This window comes from Hymenobacter sp. BT730 (assembly GCF_030542105.1).
Classification (GTDB): domain Bacteria; phylum Bacteroidota; class Bacteroidia; order Cytophagales; family Hymenobacteraceae; genus Hymenobacter.
In genome coordinates this window covers 1,160,194-1,186,511 of sequence record NZ_JAUOFB010000001.1, presented here as the reverse complement: position 1 = coordinate 1,186,511, position 26,318 = coordinate 1,160,194, and the positions used below count along the sequence as shown (strand labels likewise).

23 protein-coding genes are annotated in these 26,318 nt (G+C 55.9%); 21 read left to right on the top strand and 2 right to left on the bottom strand.

Annotated elements, in window-relative coordinates:
- Positions 1 to 6: 6 nt before the first annotated feature.
- From hrpB to Q4G72_RS05100, 10 genes are all read left to right on the top strand, one after another.
- The gene (gene hrpB / locus Q4G72_RS05145; protein WP_303310687.1) at positions 7 to 2,544 is read left to right on the top strand and encodes an ATP-dependent helicase HrpB; all 2,538 of its coding nucleotides are present in this window, start codon (positions 7 to 9) and stop codon (positions 2,542 to 2,544) included.
- Between the two features lie 70 nt (positions 2,545 to 2,614).
- Complete coding sequence (locus Q4G72_RS05140; protein WP_303310332.1) at positions 2,615 to 3,418, top strand: DUF2490 domain-containing protein; 804 nt, start codon at positions 2,615 to 2,617, stop codon at positions 3,416 to 3,418.
- 155 nt (positions 3,419 to 3,573) lie between these two features.
- Positions 3,574 to 5,046 (top strand): IMP dehydrogenase, encoded by a 1,473-nt coding sequence (guaB, locus tag Q4G72_RS05135; protein ID WP_303310331.1) that lies wholly within the window; start codon positions 3,574 to 3,576, stop codon positions 5,044 to 5,046.
- Between the two features lie 256 nt (positions 5,047 to 5,302).
- Positions 5,303 to 7,393, top strand: coding sequence for a PP2C family protein-serine/threonine phosphatase (locus tag Q4G72_RS05130; RefSeq protein WP_303310330.1), 2,091 nt, complete (start codon positions 5,303 to 5,305; stop codon positions 7,391 to 7,393).
- A gap of 14 nt (positions 7,394 to 7,407) precedes the next feature.
- On the top strand, positions 7,408 to 7,737 hold the full coding sequence (locus Q4G72_RS05125) for an STAS domain-containing protein (protein WP_303310329.1): 330 nt from the start codon (positions 7,408 to 7,410) through the stop codon (positions 7,735 to 7,737).
- Between the two features lie 25 nt (positions 7,738 to 7,762).
- Entirely contained in the window at positions 7,763 to 8,173 is a 411-nt protein-coding gene (locus Q4G72_RS05120) for an ATP-binding protein (RefSeq protein ID WP_303310328.1), read from the top strand.
- Positions 8,174 to 8,327: 154 nt separating this feature from the next.
- Complete coding sequence (locus tag Q4G72_RS05115; protein WP_303310327.1) at positions 8,328 to 10,622, top strand: peptidylprolyl isomerase; 2,295 nt, start codon at positions 8,328 to 8,330, stop codon at positions 10,620 to 10,622.
- A gap of 218 nt (positions 10,623 to 10,840) precedes the next feature.
- Positions 10,841 to 12,232 (top strand): peptidylprolyl isomerase, encoded by a 1,392-nt coding sequence (locus Q4G72_RS05110; RefSeq protein WP_303310326.1) that lies wholly within the window; start codon positions 10,841 to 10,843, stop codon positions 12,230 to 12,232.
- A gap of 95 nt (positions 12,233 to 12,327) precedes the next feature.
- Entirely contained in the window at positions 12,328 to 13,290 is a 963-nt protein-coding gene (locus tag Q4G72_RS05105; RefSeq protein WP_303310325.1) for an AAA family ATPase, read from the top strand.
- Positions 13,291 to 13,385: 95 nt separating this feature from the next.
- Positions 13,386 to 13,820 carry a hypothetical protein gene (locus tag Q4G72_RS05100; protein WP_303310324.1) on the top strand — a complete coding sequence of 145 codons (435 nt, stop codon included), beginning with the start codon at positions 13,386 to 13,388 and terminating at the stop codon, positions 13,818 to 13,820.
- Between the two features lie 152 nt (positions 13,821 to 13,972).
- On the opposite strand, the gene Q4G72_RS05095 is transcribed toward Q4G72_RS05100, so the two are convergent.
- Positions 13,973 to 14,863 carry an SDR family NAD(P)-dependent oxidoreductase gene (locus tag Q4G72_RS05095; protein WP_303310323.1) on the bottom strand — a complete coding sequence of 297 codons (891 nt, stop codon included), beginning with the start codon at positions 14,861 to 14,863 and terminating at the stop codon, positions 13,973 to 13,975.
- Between the two features lie 230 nt (positions 14,864 to 15,093).
- On the opposite strand from Q4G72_RS05095, the gene Q4G72_RS05090 reads away from it, so the two are divergent.
- Positions 15,094 to 15,654, top strand: coding sequence for a GNAT family N-acetyltransferase (locus Q4G72_RS05090; RefSeq protein WP_303310322.1), 561 nt, complete (start codon positions 15,094 to 15,096; stop codon positions 15,652 to 15,654).
- Here Q4G72_RS05090 and Q4G72_RS05085 read toward each other — a convergent pair.
- The gene (locus Q4G72_RS05085; protein ID WP_303310321.1) at positions 15,651 to 16,790 is read right to left on the bottom strand and encodes a lipid A deacylase; all 1,140 of its coding nucleotides are present in this window, start codon (positions 16,788 to 16,790) and stop codon (positions 15,651 to 15,653) included. The two genes, Q4G72_RS05090 and Q4G72_RS05085, sit on opposite strands and share 4 nt — an antisense overlap.
- A 214-nt stretch (positions 16,791 to 17,004) precedes the next feature.
- Between Q4G72_RS05085 and recA the strand changes: the two genes are divergently transcribed.
- From recA to tsf, 10 genes are all read left to right on the top strand, one after another.
- A complete protein-coding gene (gene recA, locus Q4G72_RS05080; protein ID WP_303310320.1) occupies positions 17,005 to 18,102 on the top strand; it encodes a recombinase RecA in 1,098 nt (365 codons plus the stop codon).
- Between the two features lie 281 nt (positions 18,103 to 18,383).
- Positions 18,384 to 19,211: a DUF3108 domain-containing protein gene (locus Q4G72_RS05075; protein ID WP_303310319.1), complete on the top strand. Its 828-nt coding sequence runs from the start codon at positions 18,384 to 18,386 to the stop codon at positions 19,209 to 19,211.
- Positions 19,212 to 19,352: 141 nt separating this feature from the next.
- Complete coding sequence (locus tag Q4G72_RS05070) at positions 19,353 to 20,054, top strand: response regulator transcription factor (protein WP_303310318.1); 702 nt, start codon at positions 19,353 to 19,355, stop codon at positions 20,052 to 20,054.
- A gap of 123 nt (positions 20,055 to 20,177) precedes the next feature.
- A complete protein-coding gene (locus tag Q4G72_RS05065) occupies positions 20,178 to 21,248 on the top strand; it encodes a sensor histidine kinase (protein ID WP_303310317.1) in 1,071 nt (356 codons plus the stop codon).
- Between the two features lie 57 nt (positions 21,249 to 21,305).
- Positions 21,306 to 22,019 (top strand): RluA family pseudouridine synthase, encoded by a 714-nt coding sequence (locus Q4G72_RS05060; RefSeq protein ID WP_303310316.1) that lies wholly within the window; start codon positions 21,306 to 21,308, stop codon positions 22,017 to 22,019.
- Positions 22,020 to 22,085: 66 nt separating this feature from the next.
- Positions 22,086 to 23,549, top strand: a complete 1,464-nt coding sequence (locus tag Q4G72_RS05055; RefSeq protein ID WP_303310315.1) for a hypothetical protein — start codon at positions 22,086 to 22,088, stop codon at positions 23,547 to 23,549.
- A gap of 106 nt (positions 23,550 to 23,655) precedes the next feature.
- Entirely contained in the window at positions 23,656 to 24,108 is a 453-nt protein-coding gene (gene rplM, locus Q4G72_RS05050) for a 50S ribosomal protein L13 (protein ID WP_303310314.1), read from the top strand.
- A gap of 40 nt (positions 24,109 to 24,148) precedes the next feature.
- Positions 24,149 to 24,535, top strand: a complete 387-nt coding sequence (rpsI, locus tag Q4G72_RS05045) for a 30S ribosomal protein S9 (protein WP_044515269.1) — start codon at positions 24,149 to 24,151, stop codon at positions 24,533 to 24,535.
- 21 nt (positions 24,536 to 24,556) lie between these two features.
- Positions 24,557 to 25,324 carry a 30S ribosomal protein S2 gene (gene rpsB, locus Q4G72_RS05040; protein WP_044515271.1) on the top strand — a complete coding sequence of 256 codons (768 nt, stop codon included), beginning with the start codon at positions 24,557 to 24,559 and terminating at the stop codon, positions 25,322 to 25,324.
- 150 nt (positions 25,325 to 25,474) lie between these two features.
- Positions 25,475 to 26,311 (top strand): translation elongation factor Ts, encoded by an 837-nt coding sequence (gene tsf / locus Q4G72_RS05035; RefSeq protein ID WP_121235787.1) that lies wholly within the window; start codon positions 25,475 to 25,477, stop codon positions 26,309 to 26,311.
- Positions 26,312 to 26,318: the final 7 nt, after the last annotated feature.

Below are 26,318 nucleotides of genomic sequence, written 5' to 3'. Positions count from 1 at the left end.
TCCTACGTGCACCTGCCTGACCTTCCTATTCGCGCTGCCCTGCCTGAGTTGCTGGCTGCTCTCCACCAGAATCCGTGCGTGGTGCTGCAGGCACCACCCGGGGCCGGCAAAACCACTCTGGTGCCGCTGGCTCTTTTGGAAGCCGACTGGATGCCGCCTTCCGGGCGCATTATTGTGCTGGAGCCCCGCCGGCTGGCTGCCAGGGCGGCCGCTACCCGTATGGCGCAGCTGCTGGGCGAGCCGGTGGGCCAGACGGTGGGCTACCGCATGCGCCTGGAAAGCAAGATATCGGCCCGCACCCGCATAGAAGTGGTAACGGAAGTAATTCTGACACGCCAGCTCCAGGACGACCCGGCGCTGGAGGGGGTGGCGGCAGTGCTGTTTGATGAGTTTCATGAGCGAAACCTGCAGGCCGACCTTGGTCTGGCCCTGGCCTTGGATGCGCAGGCCGTGCTGCGGCCGGATCTGCGGATTCTGGTGATGAGCGCGACCCTGGACGCGGAACGGCTGGGCCAGTGGCTCAGCGCGCCCGTAGTCAGCAGCCTGGGCCGCATGTTCCCCGTAGAAACCCATTACCTGGCGCCGGCCCGGGCGGCCGCGGCCAGCCGGCGCCCGCATGAGCTCTTGCAGGATTTGGTGCCCGTTATCATCCGCGAAGCGCTGGCACAACATCCCACCGGCGACGTGCTGGTGTTTCTGCCGGGCCTGGCCGATCAGCGCCGCGTGGCCGAGCGGCTGGCACCTGCTTTGGCTTCGAACATCGATATTCATGTGCTGCACGGCGAGCTACCCATTGAGCAGCAGGATGCCGCTCTGCGCCCCGCTCCGGCCGGCCGGCGCAAGATTGTGCTGGCCACCAGCATTGCCGAAACCAGCCTCACTATTGAGGGCGTCACCATTGTGGTGGATGGCGGCTTTGCGCGGGTGCCGCAGTTTGAGCCCCGCACCGGCCTTACCACGCTGGCTACTGTGCCTGTCAGCCAGGCCGCAGCCGACCAGCGTCGGGGCCGCGCCGGGCGCCTGGGTCCCGGCACCTGTTATCGCCTGTGGCCTGAAGCCGAACAGCAGCACCGCCCCCATCATTTGCCCCCCGAAATCCTGACAGCTGACCTTAGCAGCCTAGCCTTGGAGCTGGCTTTGTGGGGCACCCGCGACGTTACCAGCCTGCGGTGGCTGGATGCGCCGCCCGCCCCGGCCCTGGCGCAGGCGCGCGAATTACTATTACGCCTTCAGGCTGTTAATACTGATGTGCTGCCTACTCCACACGGCCGCGCACTGGCCGGGTTGGGACTGGCACCCCGCTTGGCGCACTTAGTGGTCCGAGGCAAAGAAGTAGGCCACGGCGCTACGGCCTGCGCACTGGCCGCCCTGCTCACGGAGCGCGACATTCTGCGCCCTGCTGATGGCTCTTTTGGCCCGCCCGATTTGCGTCTGCGGCTGGAAGCCTTAGCCAGCGGACGTGCGCCGCTTCCGGGCCTGCACCCCGATGCGGCGGCCCTGTGCCGGGTGCGGGAAGCTGCAGCCATGCTTCGCTCCCGCATAGGGGTAAGCGCATCAGCCATAGAGCCCGATGTGGCGGGCTTACTGACTGGCCTGGCCTATCCCGACCGGCTGGCACAACGGGAGACTCCGGAACGGGTGCGCCTCGTTACGGGTCAGCGGGCAGCCCTACCGGATGAATATTTCAGCCAAACAGACCAGTTCTTTGCCATAGCGCACCTGGATGGGAATGCTACCAACCCCAGAGCCGGACTGGCAGCCCCACTGGACAAGGCGGAGCTGGAACAGTATTTCACCGACCAGATTACGACCACCGAGGAAGTGCGCTGGGATGAAGCCAGTGGCCGCGTCACGGCCCGGCGCCTGCGGCGACTGGGGGCACTGCGTCTCAGCGAAACCAATTTATCCAGCCCGGATCCGGAAGCGGTCCGCCAGGCTCTGCTGGATGCGGTACAAGCGGCCGGCATCTCCCGCCTGCCTTGGTCAGAGGCGGCCACGCAGTTGCGCGAGCGGCTGGCATTTTTGCATTTCCGTAGCCCTGCCGAATGGCCTGATGTTTCGGAGGAGGCCTTGCTGGCAGCCTTGCCGGAATGGCTGGGCCCGTTTCTGGACAATGTGCGTTCCGGAGCGGAAATTCAACGCATCGATTTAGGCGAAGCTTTGCTAAACTGGCTGCCGGAAGGCTGGCCCCAACGCCAGGCGCTGGACCGGCTGGCGCCTTCTCACCTGGAAGTGCCCACCGGCACGCGCATCCGGCTGGATTATGCAGACCCGGCCGCCCCGGTTCTGGCCGTGCGCCTGCAGGAAGTATTTGGCCTGCTGGATACGCCCACTGTGTACGGCGGGCAAGTGCCCCTCACGCTGCACTTACTCTCCCCGGGCTACCGCCCTGCCCAGGTTACCCGCGACCTGCGCAGCTTTTGGTCCTCCGGCTATTTTGAGGTACGGAAGGATCTGAGGGGGCGCTACCCCAAGCACTATTGGCCCGATAACCCCCTGGAGGCACCGCCAACCCGCGGGACGAAAAAGCAAAATGGGTTGTAAAGCAGGGGACAAATACTTTTTGCCATAAAATGGTTTTTCAGCCGAAAGGTGGTGACTTACTTTTGCAGTCATGTATCATCTTGTCCACCTTCCTTCGCTCTTTGCGCTGCTGGCCGCTATCTGCATGCCTTTGGCAGCGCTTGCCCAGACGCCTGATTACCGAATTTCAGATACCAACCACCATGTGTGGCTCATGTATTTCGGCGACCATAAACTGACTGATACCTGGGGACTTCATACCGAAGTGCAGGTCCGCCGGGCTGACCTCCTGAATAAGTCCCAGCAGCTATTATGGCGTGCCGGAATTAATTATTCCTTACCGAATGGTATGCTGCTCACCTCGGGGTATGCTTTGGCCAAAAGCTCCCCCTATGGCGACTATCCGGCAAAGACGGCCAGTAAGGAGCACCGCATCTATGAGCAGCTCCAGCTAACGCAGCCTTTGGGCAGGGTGCAGCTGATGCACCGCTACCGCCTGGAACAGCGCTGGACCCAGGCGGCAGGCAGTACTACCTCTTTATATTTCAACCGGGCCCGCTACTTGCTCAAAGCCACGCTTCCGCTGGCAGGCCCTACTCTGGAGCCAAACGAGCTTTATCTGAGTGCTTATGATGAAATATTTATTGGCTTTGGAAAGAACGTGCACCGCAATGTATTTGATCAGAACCGCGCTTCTTTCGTTTTGGGCTACAAATTCAGCCCCGCTGCGGCGCTGGAAATAGGCTATCTGCATCAGCTGGTTCAGCAACGCGCCCCTTTATCTACCGGCGAAACAGTAGTAGAGAACAACCACACCCTGCAGGCTGGCTTTATTTATAATCTGGATTTCCGTCGCAAAGAAACTCCGGCTCTACCTACGCCGGCAGCCCCGTAAGTGGCCTTGGCAGAAAGAAATTCCTGATTTAACTCGTAGTCAGACCCCGCATCAGAAGGGCTAGGTAGAAGATACTGGCGCCGCGCATAATGCGCAACCCAACTTTTCCTCGTAATTTTATCCGGCAATAAGAATCACCTAATCTTCTTGTTGCCATGGCTGACTACGCTGCCAAAATTGCCTTTGAGGCGCTAACCTACGACGACGTCCTGCTGCTACCTGCCTATTCGGAGGTATTACCCCGCGACGCCGACACCAGCACGCAGCTGACCCGCAACATCCGGTTGAATCTCCCCTTCGTCTCGGCGGCCATGGATACCGTGACCGAAGCCGAAATGGCCATTGCTATGGCCCAGGAAGGCGGCATCGGCATCATTCACAAAAACATGAGCATCCGGGCACAGGCGGAACTGGTCCGCCGCGTGAAACGCTCGGAAAGCGGGATGATTCTGGATCCGTTTACGCTGGCCGAAGACGCCACCTTAGGCGACGCCCGCAAGCTGATGCGCGACAATAAAATCGGGGGCATCCCAATTGTAGACGGCCAGCACCGCCTGAAAGGCATTCTGACCAACCGCGACCTGCGCTTTGAGAAGGATATGACCCGGGCCGTTTCGGAGGTGATGACCAAGGAAAAACTGGTAACTGCCAAGGCGGGCACCGAGTTGGCCCGCGCCGAAGACATTCTGCAGGAATCGAAAGTGGAGAAGCTACCGGTAGTGGATACTGAAGGCCGCCTGGTGGGCCTGATTACCTATAAAGACATTCGGAAGCGCCGCCGCTCACCCAACGCCTGCAAAGATGAGTTTGGTCGCCTGCGCGTAGGTGCTGCGGTAGGCGTAACGCCCGATTTGCTGGACCGGGTGAAGGCCCTGGTAGAAGCCGGCGTAGACGTAGTGAGCGTAGATACCGCCCATGGCCACAGCAAAGGCGTGCTGGATGCCGTGCGCAACATTAAGCACCACTACCCCACCCTGGAGGTTATTGCCGGCAACGTAGCTACCGCCGAAGGGGCCCGCGCCCTGGCCGACGCCGGTGCTGATGCCGTGAAAGTGGGCGTAGGCCCTGGCTCTATCTGCACCACCCGCATTATTGCCGGTATCGGCGTGCCGCAGCTCTCAGCAGTAATGGAAGCCGCCCGCGGCCTGGAAGGCACCGGTGTGCCATTGATTGCGGATGGCGGCGTAAAATTCTCCGGTGACGTAGTGAAAGCCCTGGCAGGCGGTGCCTCTTCTATTATGATTGGGTCCCTGCTGGCCGGTACCGAAGAAGCCCCCGGCGAAGTTATTATCTACGAAAGCCGCAAGTTTAAAAGCTACCGCGGTATGGGTTCAGTAGAGGCCATGGAAGACGGCTCGAAAGACCGGTATTTCCAGGATGCTGAAGACGACGTAAAGAAACTGGTGCCGGAAGGCATTGTAGGCCGCGTGCCTTACAAGGGCGGTGCCGGCGAGGTGCTGTATCAGCTGGCGGGCGGTTTGCGGGCCGGTATGGGCTACTGCGGCGCCGCTACCATTGAAAAGCTGCAGGCGGCCCGCATGGTGCGCATTACCGGGGCCGGCCTGCGGGAGTCTCACCCTCACGATGTGCAGATTACCAGCGAGTCGCCTAACTACAGTAGCCGTTAGGTTTTTGCCTTGTTCAGAAGCAACCACAACAGGCAGCCACGTGTGGCTGCCTGTTGTGGTTTATACCCCCTGTCATTTCCTAAACTATATATTTTAGCGCTCCTACTTCGGCTTAGTGGCAGAAAGGGCTGTATATTGCCCATCCTGCGTGGGGCCTGCCGCTCCTACCAGGCCAGATTTGTCATGTTTGCGGTAAGTTGTCTTTGCCTCCTACTCTACACGTACCTCCGCTTCGGCGTATTTTTATTATCTGTTCATGCCCCAAACGCAGCCATTGAAGTCCTTGGCGTTGCCACTGGCATTAGTAAGCTGGGTTGCTTTGCTTCTCACCACGCTGCTGCGGGCTAATCCCACGCTGCTGGCCATACAGTTGCCGGTCTGGCTCACGCTGCTTGCACAGGGTGTTTTTGTGGGCAGTGTTTTTCTGCACCAGCGCTACCAGCCAGATCCGCTGCGAGGCACCGATTTTGTGGGCGTACTGCGCCGCCTGGTACTGGGGCCGGGCCTTCTGGCTAGTATCTGTGTAGGGTTGCATTTGCTGGAACGTCTGTTGCAGTTTCAATTCGGCGTAGCCGACCGCACCCTGTTTGCCATTATCTATACCCTGAACCTGGGGCTGTTTGTGCTGTTTCTGGCCCACACCTGTTACACGTGGCGGTCCTTGGTGCTGTTTCGGGCATCACCGAGTGTGCACAGGCAATGGGAATGGTTTGAGGTATTGCTGGGCAGCACGCTGCTGCTACGTTTGGTTAATATTCAACTGCCGCTATTGGTAGCAGGCATTATTCTGGGGGCGCTGGGCGTCTTTGGAGGCTATCTGAGCAGTCATCAACGGTGGGTGGCTTACCTGAGCCGCCGCCAAAAGTGGGAGGTGATTCTCCTGCAATTGGGTGTGCTGCTGGCCCTGGGAGTTTTCACCATTTACTTCCTGCGCATTCGGCATGATCCACAACTGGTGGCCCCGCAGCCCCAGCATGCCTTTTTGCTGCTGACCGTCTTCTTCGCGGCATTTTATGCCCTAATGGGGCTGCTGGTGACGCTCTTTAACCTGCCTACGGCCGGCGTATTTGAGCAGAAGCGGGAAGACATTATCAACATGCAGCGCCTGACGCAGCAAATTCAGCGGGGGCAGTCAGAGGAAGAAATATATGCCTCGCTTTTTGATGCTGCCCGCCAGACAGTGAGTGCCGAAGCGGCCTGGCTGCGCATTGATGAGGTAGAGGGAGAGCCCTACAGCCGCCGGGAGCTGGTTACGGAAGTCCAAAGCCAGGCCATAGAAGGCTTGCTGAGGGATTACAACATCAGCGGCATAGAATACCTCAACAATGACCTGCCCAGTAGCAGCGGCTTCCGGGCGCTGGATTTGCCTTTTGGTTCTCTGCTGGTGCTGCCCTTGCGCTCCTCCAAGCATACCTACGGCGACCTGTACCTGTTGCGGCATACCCGCCAGGGCTTTGACCGGGAAAGCCTGAGTATGCTGCAGACGTTTGCCAGCCAGACTATTCTCAGCATTGAGAACCTGCGCCTGCTGCAGGATTCCATTCAAAATGAACGGTATAAAGAGGAGCTCAAAATTGCCAGCTCCGTACAGGAAAGCCTCATTCCGAAAACACTTCCTACCGATAACTGGTTTGAAATCAGCTCCCATGCCTTGGCGGCTAAGGAAGTAGGCGGCGACTTCTACGACTTCCTGCACCTTCCTGGCAAAGGCCTGGCTATTCTGATTGGGGACGTATCGGGCAAGGGCATTACGGCGGCCTTCCACATGGCGCAGATGAAAGGCATCTTTCATGCCCTGATGCAGGAAAATCCGCTGGCCAAAGATGACAAAGAGCGGTTTCCGCTGCCCAGCAAGTTTATGGCCATGGCCAACCGGGCTTTGGTGCACTGCCTGGAACGCTCTTCCTTCATTACCGCCACGCTTTACATTGTGGAGTATGAAAGCGGGGGCTTTGTTTTTGCCCGTGCCGGCCACTGCCACACCCTGTATTATCATTCCCTGAAGGAGGAAGTGGCCTTTTTCCGCTCGGCGGGCCTGGGGTTGGGTATTATTCGTAACGAAACCTACGATAAGTACATTAAGAACCAGTTCTACGATTACAACCCCGGCGACGTAATGGTGATTTACACCGACGGCATCGTAGAGGCACGTAATGCAGAGCAGGAAGAATATGGGGAAGAGCGCCTGCGCCAGATGCTGGAAAAAACCTATTACCTGCAGGCCGATGAAATCAAGGAAGCCATCCTGGAGGATTTAGCCGAATTCAGCTACGGGCAGCCCATTCACGACGACCAAACCCTGCTGGTAATCAAATTTAAAACCGCCCAACCAGCCACTCACCCCTAACGTACAGCAGTATTATGAAAATAACTCAACAGACTTCGGAAAATACTCTTACGCTTACGCTGGACGGCGAATTGGACGCTAGCTCCTCGGTTTTGCTCGACACGGAACTGTCGCAGCCTGACATTCTCAACAACAAAAAAGTATTAATTGACTGTCAGCGCCTGAACTACATTTCTTCGGCCGGCCTGGGCGTATTTATCTCGCATCTGCAGCGTTTTCAGGATGCTGGCGTAAAGCTGGCTTTCTATAACATGCAGGAAAAGGTGCACAACGTCTTCGAAATTCTGGGGCTTGATAGTCTGATGACCATTGTGCCCTCGCAAGCGGAGGCCGTGGCCCTGTAATTCCTACCTGCAAACACACCTGTCAATGAAGAATGCCATCCGTATCAGTTGCAACCGAAGCAACCTGAAAGTGGTGCGCGACTTCGTGTCCGGGTATTTGGTGGGCTATGGGCAGAATGCCGTGCAGGTAAACCAGATTATTCTGGCCATAGATGAGGTAGTAGCCAACCTGATTATTCATGCCAATGGCGAAGATGCCAATCAGTTCCTGGATATCAAGCTGGATGTTCACAACAAAACCTTCACTATTGAGCTGCGTGACCAGGGCATTTCCTACTCTCCTAGCACGTACCTGGAGCCGGATTTGCTGGAGCATATCCGCACCGGCAAAAAAGGCGGGGTGGGCATGACGCTGGTTAACCGCATTATGGATCGGGTGGAGTTTTCACACAGCGGCACCTACAATATCTGCCGCCTCTACAAGACGCTTACCTGAACCTATGCCTCTGAGGCCGTGTTTAGCACCCTGTTCACTGCAGGGTGCTTTTTTATGGCCTGTACGGGCAGAAAAAAATCCGTAAAATTGCGACAGTCAGCCAGCCGTGGGCCATGTCCCGCCAGTCGACTTTCCTTGCCTTCTATCCTACTGTATGCGCAGACGCATTCTTTTGACCGGGGCAGTAGCCGCGGTATTGCTGGCCGGGTGCCAGACCTCCAAGACGCCTTCTTCCGCTAAACAGCCCGTTCTGGAAACGCTGGGTACGCACGAAGTACCGGCCTCGGAATTTGCTTACGTGTACCGCAAAAACAACAGCGGTACGCCTGAGGCCGGCACCAAGGCCAGTGTAGCTGAATACCTGGATTTATATACCAACTTCAAGCTGAAAGTGCTGGAAGCCGAAAGCCGTGGCCTGGATACCACCCAGGCTTTTCAGCGCGAGTTGGACGGCTATAAGCAGCAGTTGGCACAGCCCTACCTCACGGAAAAAAGCGTAACCGACCAGCTGGTGCGCGAAGCTTATGACCGACTGAGCAAGGAAATTAGCGCGGCCCACATTCTGGTGCGCATTGCCCCCGATGCGGACCCTAAAGATACCCTGGCTGCTTATCAGAAAGCCCTGGCCCTGCGCCAGCGCGTGACGGGTGGTGAGGACTTTTCTAAAGTAGCCGCCGAAACGTCCGAAGACCCTTCGGCCCGCGAAAATGGCGGCCGTCTGGGCTATTTCACGGCGCTGCAAATGGTGTATCCGTTTGAAACCGCGGCCTATAAAACGCCGGTAGGCGAAGTATCGCAGCCGGTGCGCACGCGCTACGGCTACCACATTATTAAAGTAACCGATGCGCGGCAGGCGCAGGGCGAAGTAAAAGTAGCGCACCTCATGATCCGGGCCACGCCCGGCATGCCCGCGGCCGATTCGGTTACTGCTAAAAAGAAGATTGATGCCTTATATGGCCGTTTGAAGCGCGGCGAAAACTGGGAGAAGCTGGTAGGTCAGTTCTCCGAGGATGGCGGCTCGGCAGCCAACGGCGGTGAGCTGCCTCCCTTCGGCACTGGCCGCATGATTCCGAGCTTTGAAGAAGCCGCCTTTAAGCTGCAAAAGCCCGGAGATTTGTCGGCCCCGGTGCAAACACCCTATGGCTGGCACATCATCAAGCTTATCGGCAAGCAAACCCTGCCCAGCTTTGCCGATATGGAGCCGATGCTAAAAAGCAAGGTATCGAAAGACTCCCGCTCGGAGCTGAACCGCGAAGCCTTCCTGAAGCGCATCCGCACCGAAAATCAGTTCACGGAAAATAAAGCTGGCAAGGAAGCCGCCTTTGCGCTGGCCGATACGGCCTTGGTGAACGGCCGCTTCAAATACGTGATGGGAACCATGGGCTCCCAGGACAAAGTAGCTGGCAAGGGCGTAAACCAGCCGCTGTTTACCATCAAAGGCACGCCTTACTCGGTGAAGAGCTTCTTTGACTATGTGCAGCAGAATCAGCAGTCGCGCCCCGGCGCCGACGCCCACCACACTATGCAGCTGCTTTACGACCAGTATGTAAACCAGAGCCTGATGGACTTTGAAAAGGCCAATCTGGAGCAGAAATACGAAGACTACCGTATGCTGGTGCGCGAATACCGTGATGGTATTCTTCTGTTCCAGCTGATGGATGAGAAAGTATGGTCTAAAGCCGTAGAAGACACGGCTGGGCTGCAGAAGTTCTTCAACGACCACCAGGCCAACTACCAGTGGGAGCCCCGCGTACAGGCCACCGTTATCAGTGCGGCCTCGCCACAGTTGCTTAGCCGTGCCCAGCAGTTGCTGGCGGCCGGTAAATACCCCGTAAAGCGGGGCCTGCCCACCAGTGCTGCCTTTAAAACCGGCACTACCACGCTCACCAAGGCCGGACAGGATGCTCTGGACCGTCTGGCCATCAGCCTCAACAACGATACCGCTATTACCGTCCGGGTAATAGGCCAGATTAAGCGTGGCGAAACTGCCGCCCTGGCCCAGCGCCGCGCTACCCGCGTGGTAGATTACCTGAAGAGCAAGCAGGGAGGCGCGCAGCAGCTAAGCACCGCAGTGGCCCCACGTCCGGTAGCCAGCAGTGTGCAGTTCGATATTAATACGACGGTACTGAGCGGTCTGGAAGAAGCCCTCAACGAGCAGAACCCCTTGGCCGTGAAAGCAGAGCAGCGTGCCTATCCCAAAGGCGACAGCAAAGTGGTGGATAGCCTACCGCAAAAACCCGGCACCTACAACGCCCAGGTAGATGGCCGCTATTACTTTGTGCGTATTGAGCAGGTGCTGCCAGCTGGTCCCAAAACGTTGGCTGAAGCCCGTGGCCAGGCTACCGCCGACTATCAGAACTTCCTCGAAAAGGAGTGGATTGCGGAGCTGCGGGCCAAGTACCCGGTTACCGTAAACCAGGCTGAGGTAGATAAGCTGGTTACAAAGTAAAGCCGTACCTTTCGTGAAGCCCCGGCCCTAATACAGCCGGGGCTTTTTCTTGGGTGCCCGTGCAACGCTCCGGTCTTCTCCCGACTCCTTGCTGAGGCTCCGGTGCCGGTTTTGCCGGAGAAAGGAATTATCCTGAAATTTACGGGCGGCTTGGGACGTTCTCCTTGCCAAACAGCCTCCGGCGCAAACCTGACCCGGCAGGCTTTTATTAGCAGCTCATGATTGATTTTTTTGGTTCGTCGGCCCGTGTGGTCCTTTTGGTGGCAGGGTTACTGGCTGGCACTACCGCCACTAGCTACGCGCAGTTGGGTGTTTCCCGCAATGCCGCCCCCCGCCAGGTGATTGATGGCATTATTGTGAAGGTGGACAACCAGATTGTGCTGCGCTCTGATCTGGAGAATATTTACCTGCAGGAACAGGCCCAGGCCAACGGCAAGCCGCTGTCACCCAACATCAAATGTGAGATTCTGCAGAGCATCGTTTTAAATAAGCTGATGCTGGCCAAGGCCGAAACGGACTCCGTGGTAGTAGAAGACAGCCGCGTGCGCGACGAGCTGGACCGCCGCATGAACTACTTCGTGCAGCAGATTGGCTCGGAGAAGAAGCTGGAGGAGTACTACAACAAGCCTATCCGTCAGCTGAAAGAGGAGTTGCGCGCGCAGGTGAAAGAGCAGCTGGTCACCCAGGAAATGCAGAAGATTATTGCGGGCAAAGTAACTGTAACGCCCCGCGAGGTGCGCAATTATTTTGAGCGCACGCCCAAAGACAGCCTGCCCTATTACTCTACTGAAGTAGAAATAGGTCAGATAGTGAAGCTGGCAAAAACCAACACCAAAGCCAAGCAGGAAACCATCACCAAGCTCAACGACATCCGGGCGCGGATTGTGGGTGGCGAAGACTTCGCGACGCTGGCCAAGCAATATTCCGAGGACCCCGGCTCCGGCAAGGAAGGCGGCTATCTAGGCTTTTTCAAGCGTAAAGAGTTAGTACCCGAGTACGAGGCGGCTGCGCTACGCCTGGAGCCCGGCCAGATTTCTCCGGTTGTAGAGTCGCAATTCGGTTTCCATATTATTCAGCTGATTGAGCGGAAGGGTGACAGCTACTCTACCCGCCATATTCTGCTGAAGCCCAGCACCGGCGCGGCTGACGTAAATGAAGCCGCCGATGCTCTGAATAAAGTCCGGAACCGCATTTTGGGTGACAGTATCAGCTTTGCTAAAGCTGCCAAAGATGTTTCCGACGACAAGGTTTCCGGCAGCAACGGCGGCCTGTTGGAGAACCAGCAAACCGGCACCACTTATCTCCCGCTGGATAAGTTGGACCCGGCCATTTTCTTCACCATTGATACCATGAAGGTGGGCAGCATCACCAAGCCCCTGCCCTACCGTACCGATGACGGTAAGGATGCCATGCGTATTATCTGGCTGAAATCGAATACGCCACCGCACCAGGCCAACCTCAACGACGATTACCAGAAAATAGCCCAGGCCGCTCTCACGGAGAAGAAGAACAAAGCCCTGGACGACTGGTTCCTGAAAAACCGGGGTAACGTGTTCATTGAGGTTGACCCAGAGTATGCCGGCTGCAAGCTGCTGGAACCTGTGAATTAATTGTTGATAGTTTAGGGCTGCTTGCGGAGGTTTCGCCGTTTAGGGAAAGCGCCAAACACTGCCCAACCATCATCCACTAACAACCTATCCATTCTATGCCATTTGTCTCCGATAAAGAAGCCGCCGATGCGCTGGCCCAGTCCTATCAAACGCTGCGTCAGGAAATCGGCAAAGTCATTATCGGGCAGGACGAAGTGGTACGACTGGTATTGACAGCCGTTTTTTCCCAAGGGCATTGCCTGCTGGTAGGCGTGCCGGGCCTGGCCAAAACCCTGCTGATTCAGACCATTGCCGACTCGCTGGATTTGTCCTTCAACCGCATCCAGTTCACGCCGGATTTGATGCCGTCCGATATTGTGGGTTCGGAAACGCTCACGCAGCAACGGGACTTTCAGTTTGTGAAAGGGCCGATTTTCGCCAACATCGTGCTGGCCGACGAAATCAACCGCACCCCACCTAAGACGCAGGCGGCGTTGCTGGAAAGCATGCAGGAGTATGCCGTAACCGTGGCCGGGCAACGCTACCCGCTCAGCCGGCCGTTCTTTGTGCTGGCCACGCAGAACCCGATTGAGCAGGAAGGCACCTATCCCCTGCCTGAAGCGCAGCTGGACCGTTTTATGTTCAACATTCAACTGGATTACCCCAGCTACGAAGCGGAGCTACAGATCGTAAAAAACACTACCTCCGACCACAAGCCCAGCGTACGCAAAGTCCTGCACGCGGAGGAAATTCAGGCGTTTCAGCATTTGGTGCGCCGTGTGCCCGTAGCCGACAACGTGGTGGAATATGCGGTAAGCCTGGTACATAAGACCCGACCGAATACGGACCGGGGTACTACCCGTGCCACGCAGCTGCTGGAATGGGGTGCCGGCCCTCGCGCCTCGCAACATCTCATTGTAGGTGCCAAGTGCAACGCTCTGCTCAGTGGCAAATACTCGCCCGATATCGAAGACGTAAAAGCAGTGGCACTACCCATCCTGCGTCACCGCCTGGTGCGTAATTTTAAAGCCGAAGCCGAAGGCATTTCGGTGGAGCAAATCGTAAAAGAACTGTTATAGGCATCAGAAACAGGGCTAGAGGCATCATTCTGAATTCTTTCTGACTGCCCTTATCGTTTCTCTGTCTAAAACCTTAGCCCTAATACCTTTCTCTCATGGAAGTCCCCGCTTACTACCAGCAGTTTGAGCGCAACATTGATATTATCCTAGATGCAGTGCGTGCGGGTTTAGACCTGCGTACTACGGCACTGGCTACTTCATTGCCGCTGGAAATTTATGTACTCTGTGAAGTGCTGAATCAAGGCGGCGCGCAGTTCCGCCTGACCACCGATGGCATGGCCCGCGTGGAGGAGTTTCAGCAGCAGTACATGCAGCACGAGTCGCAAACGGAAGCCGAGATGAAGCGCATTCTGGAGGACAAAAAGTCCTTTATGCGCACGCCGGAAGGCCGCGTACTAACCAAGGAAATGCTGATTCGCCGCCTGGAGTTCTTTAATGAGGCCGCCCGCCAGGTGAATGTCATGCGCACGCAAAGCGCCTTGGGCAGCCCCACACAGTATAACGTACCCGGCACAGCGGTAGCTCGGTAGCCCTGAACAGCCCTGAAAAAAGGCCGTCCTGGAAAGGGCGGCCTTTTGTTTTGTCCTTTAAACTGGAAGATGCGGCTGTATCTCGGGCTTATCCAAGGGAGTTGATGAAGCGGAGAAACGCCTCGACGCCCACAGCATAGTCGCCGGGCAACTTATCTAGCCAGCATCGTACCGGCATCCTGCGGGCGAATTTTGGTGTGCCCGTCTTTGGCATGCTGCACGTCCAAGGTACCTTCTGGTTCCTTTTTCAGGTCACTGGGCACATCGTCGCCGTGGGGGCCTTTGGAAATGGTGGTGCCACCATCTACAAAATAAAGGGCGCCCGTAACGTAGCTGGCTTCATCGGAGGCCAGGAACAGGTATACGTTAGCTACCTCCTCGGTAGTACCGCGGCGTCCCATGGGGGTACCCGAAATCAGGCCTTTCTCCATTTTAGACGTCATAGGGCCGGTTTCTTTGTGCGTCCACGCGGTGTCGATAGGGCCGGGGCACACGCAGTTGGCGCGCACGCCCTGAGGCGCCTGCTCCACGGCTACTCCTTTCATAAAAGAATGAATAAAGCCTTTAGTGCCGCCATACGGCGTGTTATTGGCCAGCCCCATCTGGCCCGATTCTGACCCTGCCGAGACAATGTTGCCCCGGGTTTTCTGTAGCTCCGGCAAGGCCGCGCGGCTCATCATAAAGGCCGAGTATATGTTGTTTTTGATCATATACTCAAAGGCATCTACGGGGTATTCATCCAGTGTAGCCGTGGTAGGAAATACGCCGGCATTATTGATGAGAATATCCAGCTGGCCAAACTCCTGCACTGCCAGCTGCACGCAGGCTTCGGCGGTAGACAGTTGTGAAATGTCGCCAGTAAAAGCTACCGCCCGGCCACCGGTCTGCAGTATTTCCTCTACTACCTCGCGCACGGGGTCTTCGGCAAAGCCGGCCACTACTACGGCGGCGCCTTCCTTGGCAAAGCGCTTCGCCACGGCCTCACCAATACCGGAGCCTCCGCCGGTGACAATAGCTACTTTGTTTTCCAATCGTCTGGTCATCACAATATGGGTTGGTTGTAGGTAATTTGGGTAAGGCAGATAACAGGGTGCCCGGCCACCCGCCTCGAAAGCGCGCAACCGGGCATAGTTCTCTAAACGAGGGTAGTGGAGGCAAGTTACCTGATGCCTAAACTTTACTGCTTTTGGCAGCTTTATAGGCATAGAAAGCCGTATACGCAGCTGTTTATGTCCTTATGGCTACCTCCCATCCTCCTCTTCCGGCCCCTGCTATGTCGCCGCTTTGCACGGCCCGGCTGGAGTTACGCCCTTACCGACCCAGCGACGCGGAAGACTTTTTTACACTACTGGATGAGAACCGCCTGCGCCTGCAGCCTGCGTTCCCGGCCCGGGTTTCTACCGTTCAGACCCTGGCCGATGCCCGGCAGGTACTGGAAACCTTTAATGACGACTGGCGCAGCGGGCAGTTATATGTATTCGGGATTTGGGCACCTGCAACGGGCCGGTACCTGGGTGACATCAGCCTAAAACCCAATTGGGCAAACAAGATAACCGCCGAAATCAGCTACTATCTGGATGCCGCCGCCGAGGGCAATGGCTATGCCCGGGAAGCAGTGCGCGGTGCTCTGGAGTTTGGCTTTAGCGTCCTGCAGGCCGACCGGCTCCTGATTCGGTGCCGGGCCAATAATGCGCGCAGTTGCGCCGTAGCTGAGTCAGTAGGCTTTCAACTGCTGCCCCCGCGTCACCGGGCCTGGACTATGCGGCCCCTGCGCAACGATGCCATTCAGTACTTCCTGTTTAAGCGCGAAGACCTGCCGGCCGTTATTTCTTAGTTTGGCCGTAGCGTGGTCAGCAAAAAGCTTTGGTTGAAATTCAGATACAAGGCAAAAGAGAAGTCGAAGAGCCCGTTGTTCATATCATACAGCGGCTCGAAGCGCGTGGAGAGCGTCAGGTTGCCGGGCAGCTGATAGTCGCGCAAAACCCGCAGAATCAGCAACTGACGCCGGCGCTCTACATACTCCTGATCAACGGGTGAGGAAGAAACCGACTGGTACAGGCGCCCACCCAGCGGTGCGATATAGCCGTTGCCCTGCCAGTAAGCCAGCTGTAGGTTGGAAAGGCGTGTATCGGTGCCTACATTCAGGTACAGACCAGTGCCCTCCTGAAAAGCCAGCGCACGGGTAAAGGAATAGTCGTTGAAATACGTCACGTATCCATCGAAGTGGACGGCACTAACCAAGTTAGAGGGCAGAGCACGCCTTAGCCGAAGGCCAGTAGCTACGTTGAAAAGGGTTTGTAGTGGCTTTTCAATAGTATCCAGCTGGCCGCCATGGTGCGTACCCGTAAACTGGAAAGGCAATTTGACCAGCCAGCCCGTAGAATCGCCCAGTAGCTGGCGCTCGGCCGTGAGACCACCGGCTACTTCCTCCTGAAAATCACTGAATCGGTACTGCTGGCGCTGCCAGTTTACCCAGGCATCTAAGTTGGTCCGGGGCGTTTGCAATTGGTACTGAATGCCTTCCTCCAGTCGGTCGGTCATTACCCGTTCAAAGTCGAATAAGGGCTCGATGTAGCCGTGGCGCAGGTTGCCTTCCAGGTTCCCAAAAATCAGATGGTGCGGCCCGTGACGGTACTTGAGCGTGAACAGCGGCCGGATCTGCCTGAACCGCGGGGTGCCATAATCCTTCCACAAAAACACGCCAGCCTCCAGGCGCAGGTTTCCCGTTGGGAAATACACTAGCCGCGGGGCCAGGTGGGCGCCAAAATACGTGCGACCGGGGTCTATCTTATTGAAATACTCGTTGTCCTTGTTAAACAGAAATCCCTGCACATCCAACCGCAGCTGCCGCTCGTACTGTGGCCCAAGTGGTACTGGATGCAAAAAAGCCCGGTTATCCAGTTGCGCCCAGGCGGGGTTGGCACTGCCCAGCCAGCCTAGCGCTATCAGGATCAGAGGGTAACGAACCAAGCCCTTTCCTAAAAAATTTAGCACAGAAAAAACATCCTAAAACCAACGAATTTTTTTAGCATTGCGGGGACAAAATATAGCTCGGCTGCGTTATCATGAGCCGGCCCGAAACGGCCTTGCTGCCCGGTACTGAAAAGCCGGCGGCCAGGTTGGTCAGCCCGCCCAAAACGCCTACATTCACCAAACCTAAGCATTTCTCTTTAACCCCTTTCTAATGGCTGCAACTACTGATAAATCTGCTGCGAACCCCGTTGCCGAAAAAATGAAAGCGCTCCAGCTTACTATGGACAAGCTGGACAAGGCATACGGTAAGGGCACCGTCATGAAGCTGAGCGACAATAAGGTGGTCGATATTCCGGCTATCAGCACTGGCTCGCTTGGTCTGGACATTGCCTTGGGTATCGGTGGATTGCCTCGCGGCCGTGTCGTTGAGATTTACGGCCCGGAATCGTCGGGCAAAACCACGCTGACGCTGCACTGCATTGCCGAAGCCCAGAAAAAAGGCGGCCTGGCGGCTTTCATCGACGCCGAGCACGCTTTCGATAAATCGTATGCCGAGAAGCTAGGCATCGATACAACCAACCTGCTCATTGCCCAGCCCGACAATGGTGAGCAAGCCCTGGAAATTGCCGATCAGCTGATTTCCTCGGGTGCCATTGATATCATCGTAATTGACTCCGTAGCGGCGCTGGTGCCGAAAGGTGAACTGGAAGGCGACATGGGTGACTCGAAAGTGGGTCTGCATGCCCGCCTGATGTCGCAGGCCCTGCGGAAGCTCACCGGTACTATCAACAAAACCGGCTGCTGCTGCATCTTCATTAACCAGCTGCGGGAGAAAATCGGGGTAATGTTCGGCTCGCCCGAAACTACCACGGGTGGTAACGCCCTGAAGTTCTACGCCTCGGTACGTCTTGATATCCGCCGTATTGGCCAGATCAAGGAAGACAAGGACAACGTAACCGGTAACCGCACCAAGGTGAAGGTTGTGAAAAACAAAGTAGCGCCACCTTTCAAAGTGGTGGAGTTTGACATCATCTACGGCGAAGGCATCTCTAAAGTGGGTGAGATTCTGGACCTGGGCGTTGATATGGGTATCATTGCCAAGTCAGGCTCCTGGTTCTCTTACAATGGCGACCGGTTGGGTCAGGGCCGCGAGGGTGTAAAAACCATTCTGCAGGACAACCCTGAGCTGGCGGATAAGATTGAAGCGCAAATCCGCGCGATGGTGAAAGGTGAGCCGGAAGCTGCTCTGGCAGCCATTCCGGAAGACCGCACCGTAGATGCGCATGGCGAAGACGCAGACGAGGAATAAGCTCGTTCCTTCCCACAGGCAAAGCCCCTCCAATTATTGGAGGGGCTTTTTTGTTATACTATGGTTTTCCCGATGCACTTTCCTTAAATTGCTAGAGTTAGGTCTGCCTGAGTTGGATTTCAGCAGTATTTACCTCACCCCGTTCTGTCCCTGCCAACTCCATTCGGCCTTTTTCGTTCGTATCTTACAAATACGCTCGGGCAGGTCGTTTCCGGGTTGCTTATATTTGCTGGCACCGCATTTGAATAGGACCAGCTATTTCGCTTCAACTGACGCTTCATATGTTTCGCCGCTGGTTTATACTTTCTACTCTTTCTGCCCTTGTAGCTGTAGGCTTGCTGGCGGCCCGCCCGGCGGCCACTTTGCGCACGGTGGCCAACACAAGCTTTACAAAAGGGGAAACGCTCAACTACAAAGTACATTACGGCCTTATTAACGCCGCCGAAGCAACCATCGTCCTCTCCGACGACCTGCACCGCGTAAACGAGCGGCCCTGCTACAAGGCCACTGTAACCGGCCGCACTACCGGTTCCTTCGATTTCTTCCTGCGCATTCGGGACACGTGGCGTTCCTACATTGATACTACCAGCATTCTGCCCCAGAAGTTCTTCCGCAACATTGAGGAGGGCAACTACCGCAAAAAGGAAACCATTGACTTCGACCATGAGCGGGATATGGCCAAGGTAGAAAGCCGGAAAAAGGACAAAGACGCCCCCAAGCGCGGCACTTACAAGGTGCCGGACAATATTCAGGATATCGTCAGTGGTTTTTACTTCCTGCGTACTGTCAACTTTGACCAGCGTCGCGTAGGCGAGGTAATTCCGGTGAAAGGCTTCTTCGACGACCAGGTGTTTGATATGGACGTGGTGTATAAAGGCCGCGAAACAGTGGAAACCAAGGCCGGCAGCATCCGGGCCATCAAATTGGTCCCTAAAATGCCGAAGAACAAGCTCTTCAGCGGTGAAAATGCCATAACGGTGTATCTCTCCGACGACCGAAACAAGATTCCGGTTCTAATACAGGCCGAAATGTTTGTCGGGTCCGTGAAAGTGGACATGTATAAGTACCAAGGCCTCAAAAACCGGCTAAATCTGGTAGCCAAGAATTAATTCTTTTTAAAAAGCGGCCCATGTAGGCCGCTTTTTTTATGTCGGGGTCCAATTTTGTTCACAAAAAGGTAACACCCGGAAAGCCTTGTCTTGGTCTACTTTTGTCCCAGCGCTTTTTGTTCTACCAAAACCCTCCCGCCAGTGCATAGCCCTGTCCATTCCAATGCCTACAAAATTCTGGTGGTAGATGATGACCCGGATATTGTGGAGCTGCTGGAGTACAACCTGCGTAAGGAAGGTTACGAAGTAGCCAGCGCCCCCGATGGCCGCAAAGCCCTGGCAATTGCGCCCCAGTTCAGCCCCGATATTATTCTGCTGGACGTCATGATGCCCCATCTCGACGGTATAGCGGCTTGCCGTCAGCTGCGCGCTATGCCTAAGTTCAAGGATACCTATATCATCTTCCTCACCGCACGCGCCGAGGAATTTTCGGAAGTAGCCGCTTTTGAGGCGGGGGCCGATGACTTTATTGCCAAGCCCATTAAACCTCGCGCCCTGCTCAGTCGGTTGGCCGCCTTTGTACGCCGCGATAAAGACCCCCAGCACCAGTCTGAAACCATTGAAATAAACGGCCTCACCATAGACCGTACGGGCTTTGCCGTGTATCAGGAGGGAAAGAAAATCAGCCTGCCGAAAAAGGAGTTTGAGCTGTTGGCCTTTCTGGCGGCTGCACCCCATAAGGTCTTCAACCGCGACGAGCTGTTGCAGAATATTTGGGGAAACGATGTTTTTGTGCTCGCGCGTACGGTGGATGTGCACGTGCGCAAAGTGCGGGAGAAAATTGGCGACCATCACATCCAGACCATCAAAGGGGTGGGCTATAAGTTCAACCTGGACCAGTAGCAGCCCTGGCTGCGCTGTGATGCACAATAGCCAGTCGGTGATGGCACATGTCTTTTACCGATGCCCGGCATTTTATTATTTTGTTGAGGCAGGTTTCATCCTGCTGCCACAAGCAGCCGCTTCATGAACCTCTCGTCACGCTCCATTGCCATCATTATTGCGCTGCTGGTAGCTGGCGTGCTCACGGCATTTGCCTGGATAGCCCCCACTCTGGAGTTTCGGCAAGCCTTTTTGGGTGCTGGCTTAACCGTAGCCGCCTGCTTTCTGCTGGTGTATTTATCGTTTGAGGCGCTGATTTTCCGTGAAATCAATAATATATATGCCGGGCTGGAGCAGGTAAAGCGCAAGGAGTTTCGGCGCCTGTCCAACAAGTTTCTTTTCCGCCCGGATCCTCTTAAGCGCATGCGCGACGAGATTTTGCAGATGGCCGAGCGGAAGCAGCGCGAGATAGACGAGTTGCGCCGCCTGCAGAAGTTGCGGCGGGAATTTCTGGCCGATGTCTCGCACGAGTTAAAGACCCCCATTTTCGCGGCCCAGGGCTTTGTGCACACCGTTCTGGAAGAAGGCAGCGAGATGGATGAGTTCATCCGCGACAAATTCCTGCGCAAAGCGGCCAACAGTCTGGACGCCTTGGATGCCTTGGTGCAGGATCTGGTGACCATTTCGCAGTTGGAAAAGGGCGTCATCCGAATGCGTCGGCAGGTTTTTGATGTGGTGGCACTGGTGTGGGAGCTGTTTGAGCTGCTGGAACAGAAGGCCGCCGAGCGCCACGTGCGCCTGGAGCTTTTTCCACCTAATCCCCCCGCCGGTGGCCTCTGTGTGCTGGCCGACCGCAACCGCATCCGGCAGGTGCTCATCAACCTGATTGACAATGCTATTAAGTACGGGCGAGAAGGCGGCCACGTGGTTGTAAGCCTGCACGAAAGCGGCAAAAATGTGCGAATAGAAGTGCGGGACGATGGTTCCGGTATTCCCAAGGAGCATCAGCACCGCATTTTTGAGCGTTTCTACCGCATTGACAAAAGCCGCTCCCGCGACTCCGGCGGCTCTGGGCTGGGGCTGGCCATCAGCAAGCACATTGTAGAAGCCCATAAGTCCAGCATTCGGGTGCACAGCGAGGTGGGCCAAGGCACGGCCCTGGAGTTCAAGCTGCCCAAGCCGCGCCGAGCCGCCAGCGTAGCCAAGGCCGAATAGAGAATCCGAATGGCACGGTAGGGCTTCGGGAACATTGCCGTACCTTTGTGGCCTGTTATGAAGCTACCGAATTTCAAGGATCTGATTTTATTTGAAGACGAAGACTACGTCGTCATCAATAAGCCCCCATTTTTAGCCACGCTGGATGAGCGGTTTGGCGGCGCGCCCAACATTCTGCGCCTGGCCCGTGAAGTGTACGATGACGTGCAGGCCTGCCACCGTCTTGACAAAGAAACCAGCGGTGCGCTGGCCCTGGCCAAAAACCCGGAAGCCTACCGTCACTTGGCCATGCAGTTTGAAAACCGCGAGGTAAAAAAGGTGTATCACGCCGTGGCCTGGGGCGTGCACCAGTACGATGGTTTGCGCGTAGACCGCAGCATTGAAACCACTACCAAAGGGAAAGCGCGGCTAGCGTTTAAAGGTAAGCCCGCCGTAACGCTGGTGCGCACCCTGGAAACGTTTGCCCGCCACACGCTGCTGGAGTGTCAGCCCGTAACGGGCCGCATGCACCAGATCCGCCTGCACCTGATGTATCTGCAGGCGCCTATTGTGGGCGACACTATGTACGGTGGCGATGACTTCTTTCTTTCTTCCCTCAAGAAGAAGTTCAACATGAAGGAAGGCGAGGAAGAGCAGCCGTTTATCAAGCGTTTTGCCTTGCATGCTGCTAACCTCACCTTTGCCCGCCTGAACGGGGAAAGCATTACGGTAGAGGCGCCCTACCCCAAGGACTTCCGCGTGCTGGTAGATACGCTGCGGCAATACGCTTAAGCAGTTACCGACTTCCTTATCTATTCTTACCCGCTAATTCTTTAGCAGGAGCTTATTTTTCGTGTTATGCGTCCACGTGCTGGATATTGGGTACTGGCCTTGTTTGTGCTGGCCGACTTAGTTTACTCGTTTATCCAGAATTACCAGTTGCCGTTGGATGGGGATTTAGCAGCTATTGTGATGCCCGGCCCAGGGTATTCCCGTGTGCTGCAGGATCCTTTTGGCTGGGCAGCCTTCACGCAAAACGCCCATTATGGGGCGCCCAACCGGTATTTTGCCCACGCATTATTATCGGGCTATTTCCGGCACGTCCCCCTCTGGCTCCAGGCATTTCTGCCGCCTATTGATAGTGTTTATGCTGCCGCTGCTCTATTCAAGACCCTCACCCAAGCTCTTTTGCTGTACGTGCTGGTGCAGTATAGTAAGCCGCTAACAGCCAGCCAGGGCTACGCGCGCTACTGGCTGGCCGCCGCGCTATACGTGCCGCTGTTTCAGGGTGCCGGCTTTAATGGCCAGATGGGAATTATCGATCATTCCATCACTTACACCTGTTTTTATGCCTTTCCCCTGCTGCTCCTTCTTTGCTGGCTGCTACCTTATTTTAGGGCCGCAGTGGGCGGTGCGGCGAGCCGGTTTACCAAGCTGCAGGTAGCAGGCCTTGGGCTACTGGCCATTGTATTGGCTTTTAATGGGCCCGTTATTCCTGGGGCTATGGTGGTACTAGGAGTTCTGATCCTTACCTATGCTAGCTATCATCTTTCCAGCGGGGGCACAGTAGCTGCAATAGTCAGTCGATTGGGAGGACGCCGGGGCGTGGGCTTGTTGCTTTTTTTCGGGCTGCTGTGCTTGTATTCCCTGTACATTGGGCGCAACAATTCTGAAAACCCGCTGGACGGACCCGGCCTATGGGAAAGATATAAACTACTGCCGCAAGGGGTTTTCTACCAGGTAACCGGGAAGCTGGGGCTGCCTCTGCTGTTGCTGTTTTGCCTGCTCAACGACCAACTACTCAAGCGCCTATTGCCTGGTCATCCGGCAGCCCGGCGCCTGCGGATAGTGCTCCGCTGGGCGGGCTGGTTTGCGCTGGGCTATGTGCTGCTGCTGCCGCAGGGTGGCTACCGGGTGTACCGCCCCTATTTGCTACGCCGGGATACGGTACTCCCCATCATTCTGGCCCTGGTTGCCTTCTATGGTGTCTCCTCTTATTACCTGCTCACTTATCTGCCGGCTCGGGCCAAAGCTTGGTATACCGGGGCGGTAGTTGTGTTCGGAGGTATTTTTATGAATGCCGATAAAATCCGATTGAGCGAGAATAATACCTGCGAACGGGCGGCCCTGCAGCAACTGGCCGGCAGCCAGGCACCGGTAGAGCATTTACAGAGTAACTGCACTATTATGGCCTGGCAGCCGATTACGGATGCAAATGCGTCTGGGCTGAACGCGCAGTTGCTCCAGCACTGGCGCGTGACGGGGCAGCAGGTGTTGTATGACCAAGTTACTCCGAGCGGCCAAGTGTTTCAGGGACAATAATTAGCCAGCAGCTTGCATTTTGCCTGAAAGGCGGTAACTTTGTGTCCGTTTTTGCCGAACCGTGTTCGGTTTCCTTCTCATTTCCAAACGCTTACCCCCTTCCCCAATGGATCATCTGAGCTTCAAGACGGTATCCGTCAACAAAGCCAACGCCGATAAGGCCTGGGTTGTGGTTGATGCCAGTGTTGCGCCGCTGGGCCGTCTGGCCAGCCAGATTGCCAACATGCTGCGTGGCAAGCACAAGCCCTCCTTCACGCCCAACTCGGATTGCGGCGACAACGTCATCGTTATCAACGCCGACAAGCTGCGCGTGACTGGTAAAAAGATGACCGACAAAATCTACATCACGCACTCGGGCTACCCCGGCGGTCAGAAGCGCATCAACCTGCGTGACAAGAAAGCCAAGAACTCGGCCAGCGTGATTGAGCACGCCGTGAAGGGCATGCTACAAGGCAACCGCCTTGGCCGCGAGCAATTCCGCAACCTGTTCGTGTATGCCGGTGCTGAACACCCACACGAAGCCCAGCAGCCCCAGGCTGTTGAACTGACGAACCTCTAAGCCGTAACAGGCTTCACTGTTTTCTCTAACCTTTCTATTAATGGAAATCTCCAACACCTCTGGTAGAAGAAAAACCTCGGTGGCTCGCATTTACATGCAAGCCGGGCAAGGGAATATCACTATCAACGGCCGGGAAATGAAAGCCTATTTTGGCAATGAACTCCTGGAAAACATCGTGAACCAGCCTTTCGCTACCCTCGAGCAACTCGGGCAGTACGACGTGAAGGTGAACGTGCGCGGTGGTGGCATCTCGGCTCAGGCTGAAGCCATCCGTCTGGCCATCTCGAAAGCCCTTGTGGGCGACAACGCTGAGGCTCGTCCCGCGCTGAAGAAAGAAGGCTTCCTGACCCGTGACCCGCGCATGGTGGAACGTAAGAAATTCGGCAAGCGCAAAGCGCGTCGTTCGTTCCAGTTCTCGAAACGCTAATCTTCCAGAGGAACCCCTATCATGGCTCAGACCACCACATATAAAGAACTGCTGGACGCCGGTGCCCACTTTGGTCACCTTACGCGCAAGTGGGACCCGAAAATGGCGCCGTACATCTTCATGGAGAAGAACGGCATCCATATCATTGACCTGAACAAAACGCTGGTTTCCCTGGAGCAGGCGTCCAATGCTATCCGCAACATCGCCAAGAGCGGCCGGAAAGTATTGTTCGTAGCCACCAAGAAGCAGGCGCAGGAAATTGTAACCGAAGAGGCTAAGCGCCTGAAAATGCCATTCGTTACCGATCGGTGGTTGGGTGGTATGCTCACCAACTTCGCTACGGTTCGCAAGTCCCTGAAGAAAATGAGCACCATCGACAAGATGGTGAAGGAAAACACGGCGTATGCCGCTCTCGCTAAGCGTGAGCGTCTGATGCTCTCGCGTGAGCGGGAGAAGCTGGAGCGTGTACTGGGCGGCATTGCCGACCTGAGCCGCCTGCCCGCTGCCCTGTTCGTAATTGACGTGAAGCGTGAGCACATTGCCGTGAAAGAAGCTCAGAAATTGGGCATTCCGGTATTCGCTATCTGCGACACCAACTCGAACCCCGAGCTCGTAGACTTCCCAATCCCAGCTAACGACGACGCTTCCAAGTCTATCCAGCTCATCGTGAGCGTAATGGGTAAGGCTATGGAAGAAGGCCTGTCGGAGCGCAAGGTGGACAAAGAGGAAGCCGACAAGAAGCAGTCGGAAGACGAAGGCATCAAAGAAAAACAGTCGGCCGAAGAATAGGCTTCTGTAGATAATTGAGAAGAGGGGAACATGCGAAGCACTTGGCTCCGGTGTTCCCTTTTTCTTTAACTCCTGAGGCGCTGTCCGCTTTATAAATAGCAGCCCTCCAACCCCGGATTTACTAATCTCACCCTCATACAACTCACAACAATGGCCGCAATTACTGCCGCAGACGTGAACAAGCTCCGCACCATGACTGGCGCGGGCATGATGGATTGCAAAAAAGCACTGACCGAAGCCGATGGCGACTTCGAAGCAGCTCGTGACATTCTGCGCAAGCAGGGTCAGAAAATTGCTGACAAGCGTGCTGAAAACGAAACGTCGGAAGGCTTTGTAGCCGTAAGCGTAAGCGAAGATGGCACCAACGGCAAGCTGGTTGCTCTGGCCTGCGAAACCGAATCGGTAGCGAAAGTGGCTAACTTCCGCGAGCTGGTTCAGCGCATTCTGGACGCCGCCGTACGTACCAACGCTACTTCGAAAGAAGAGCTGCTGGCTACCAAGGAAGAAGATGGACTGACTATTCAGGAGCACATCACCGACCTGATGGGCAAAATCGGCGAGAAGCTGGACCTGACCTACGCTACCCTCACGGCTGAGAAAGTAGCTTCTTACATTCACTCCGACAGCAAGAAAGGCGTACTCGTAGGCCTGAAGAACGTTGGTGGTGCTGACACTGCTGCTGTTGGCCGCGACGTAGCTATGCAGATTGTAGCCATGAAGCCTGTTGCCGTTGATAAAGACGGTGTGGATTCTGCTATTGCTGAGCGCGAAATTGAAATCGGCAAAGAGCAGGCGCGTGCTGAAGGCAAGCCCGAGGCTATGCTGGAGAAAATTGCTCAGGGCAAGCTGAACAAATTCTACAAGGAGAATACCTTGCTGAACCAGGAGTTCGTGAAAGACAATTCGATGACCATTGCTCAGCTGCTCGACAAAACGTCGAAAGGCATGACGGTATCGGACTTCAAGCGTGTAGCCATTGGTGCTTAAGCTTTAA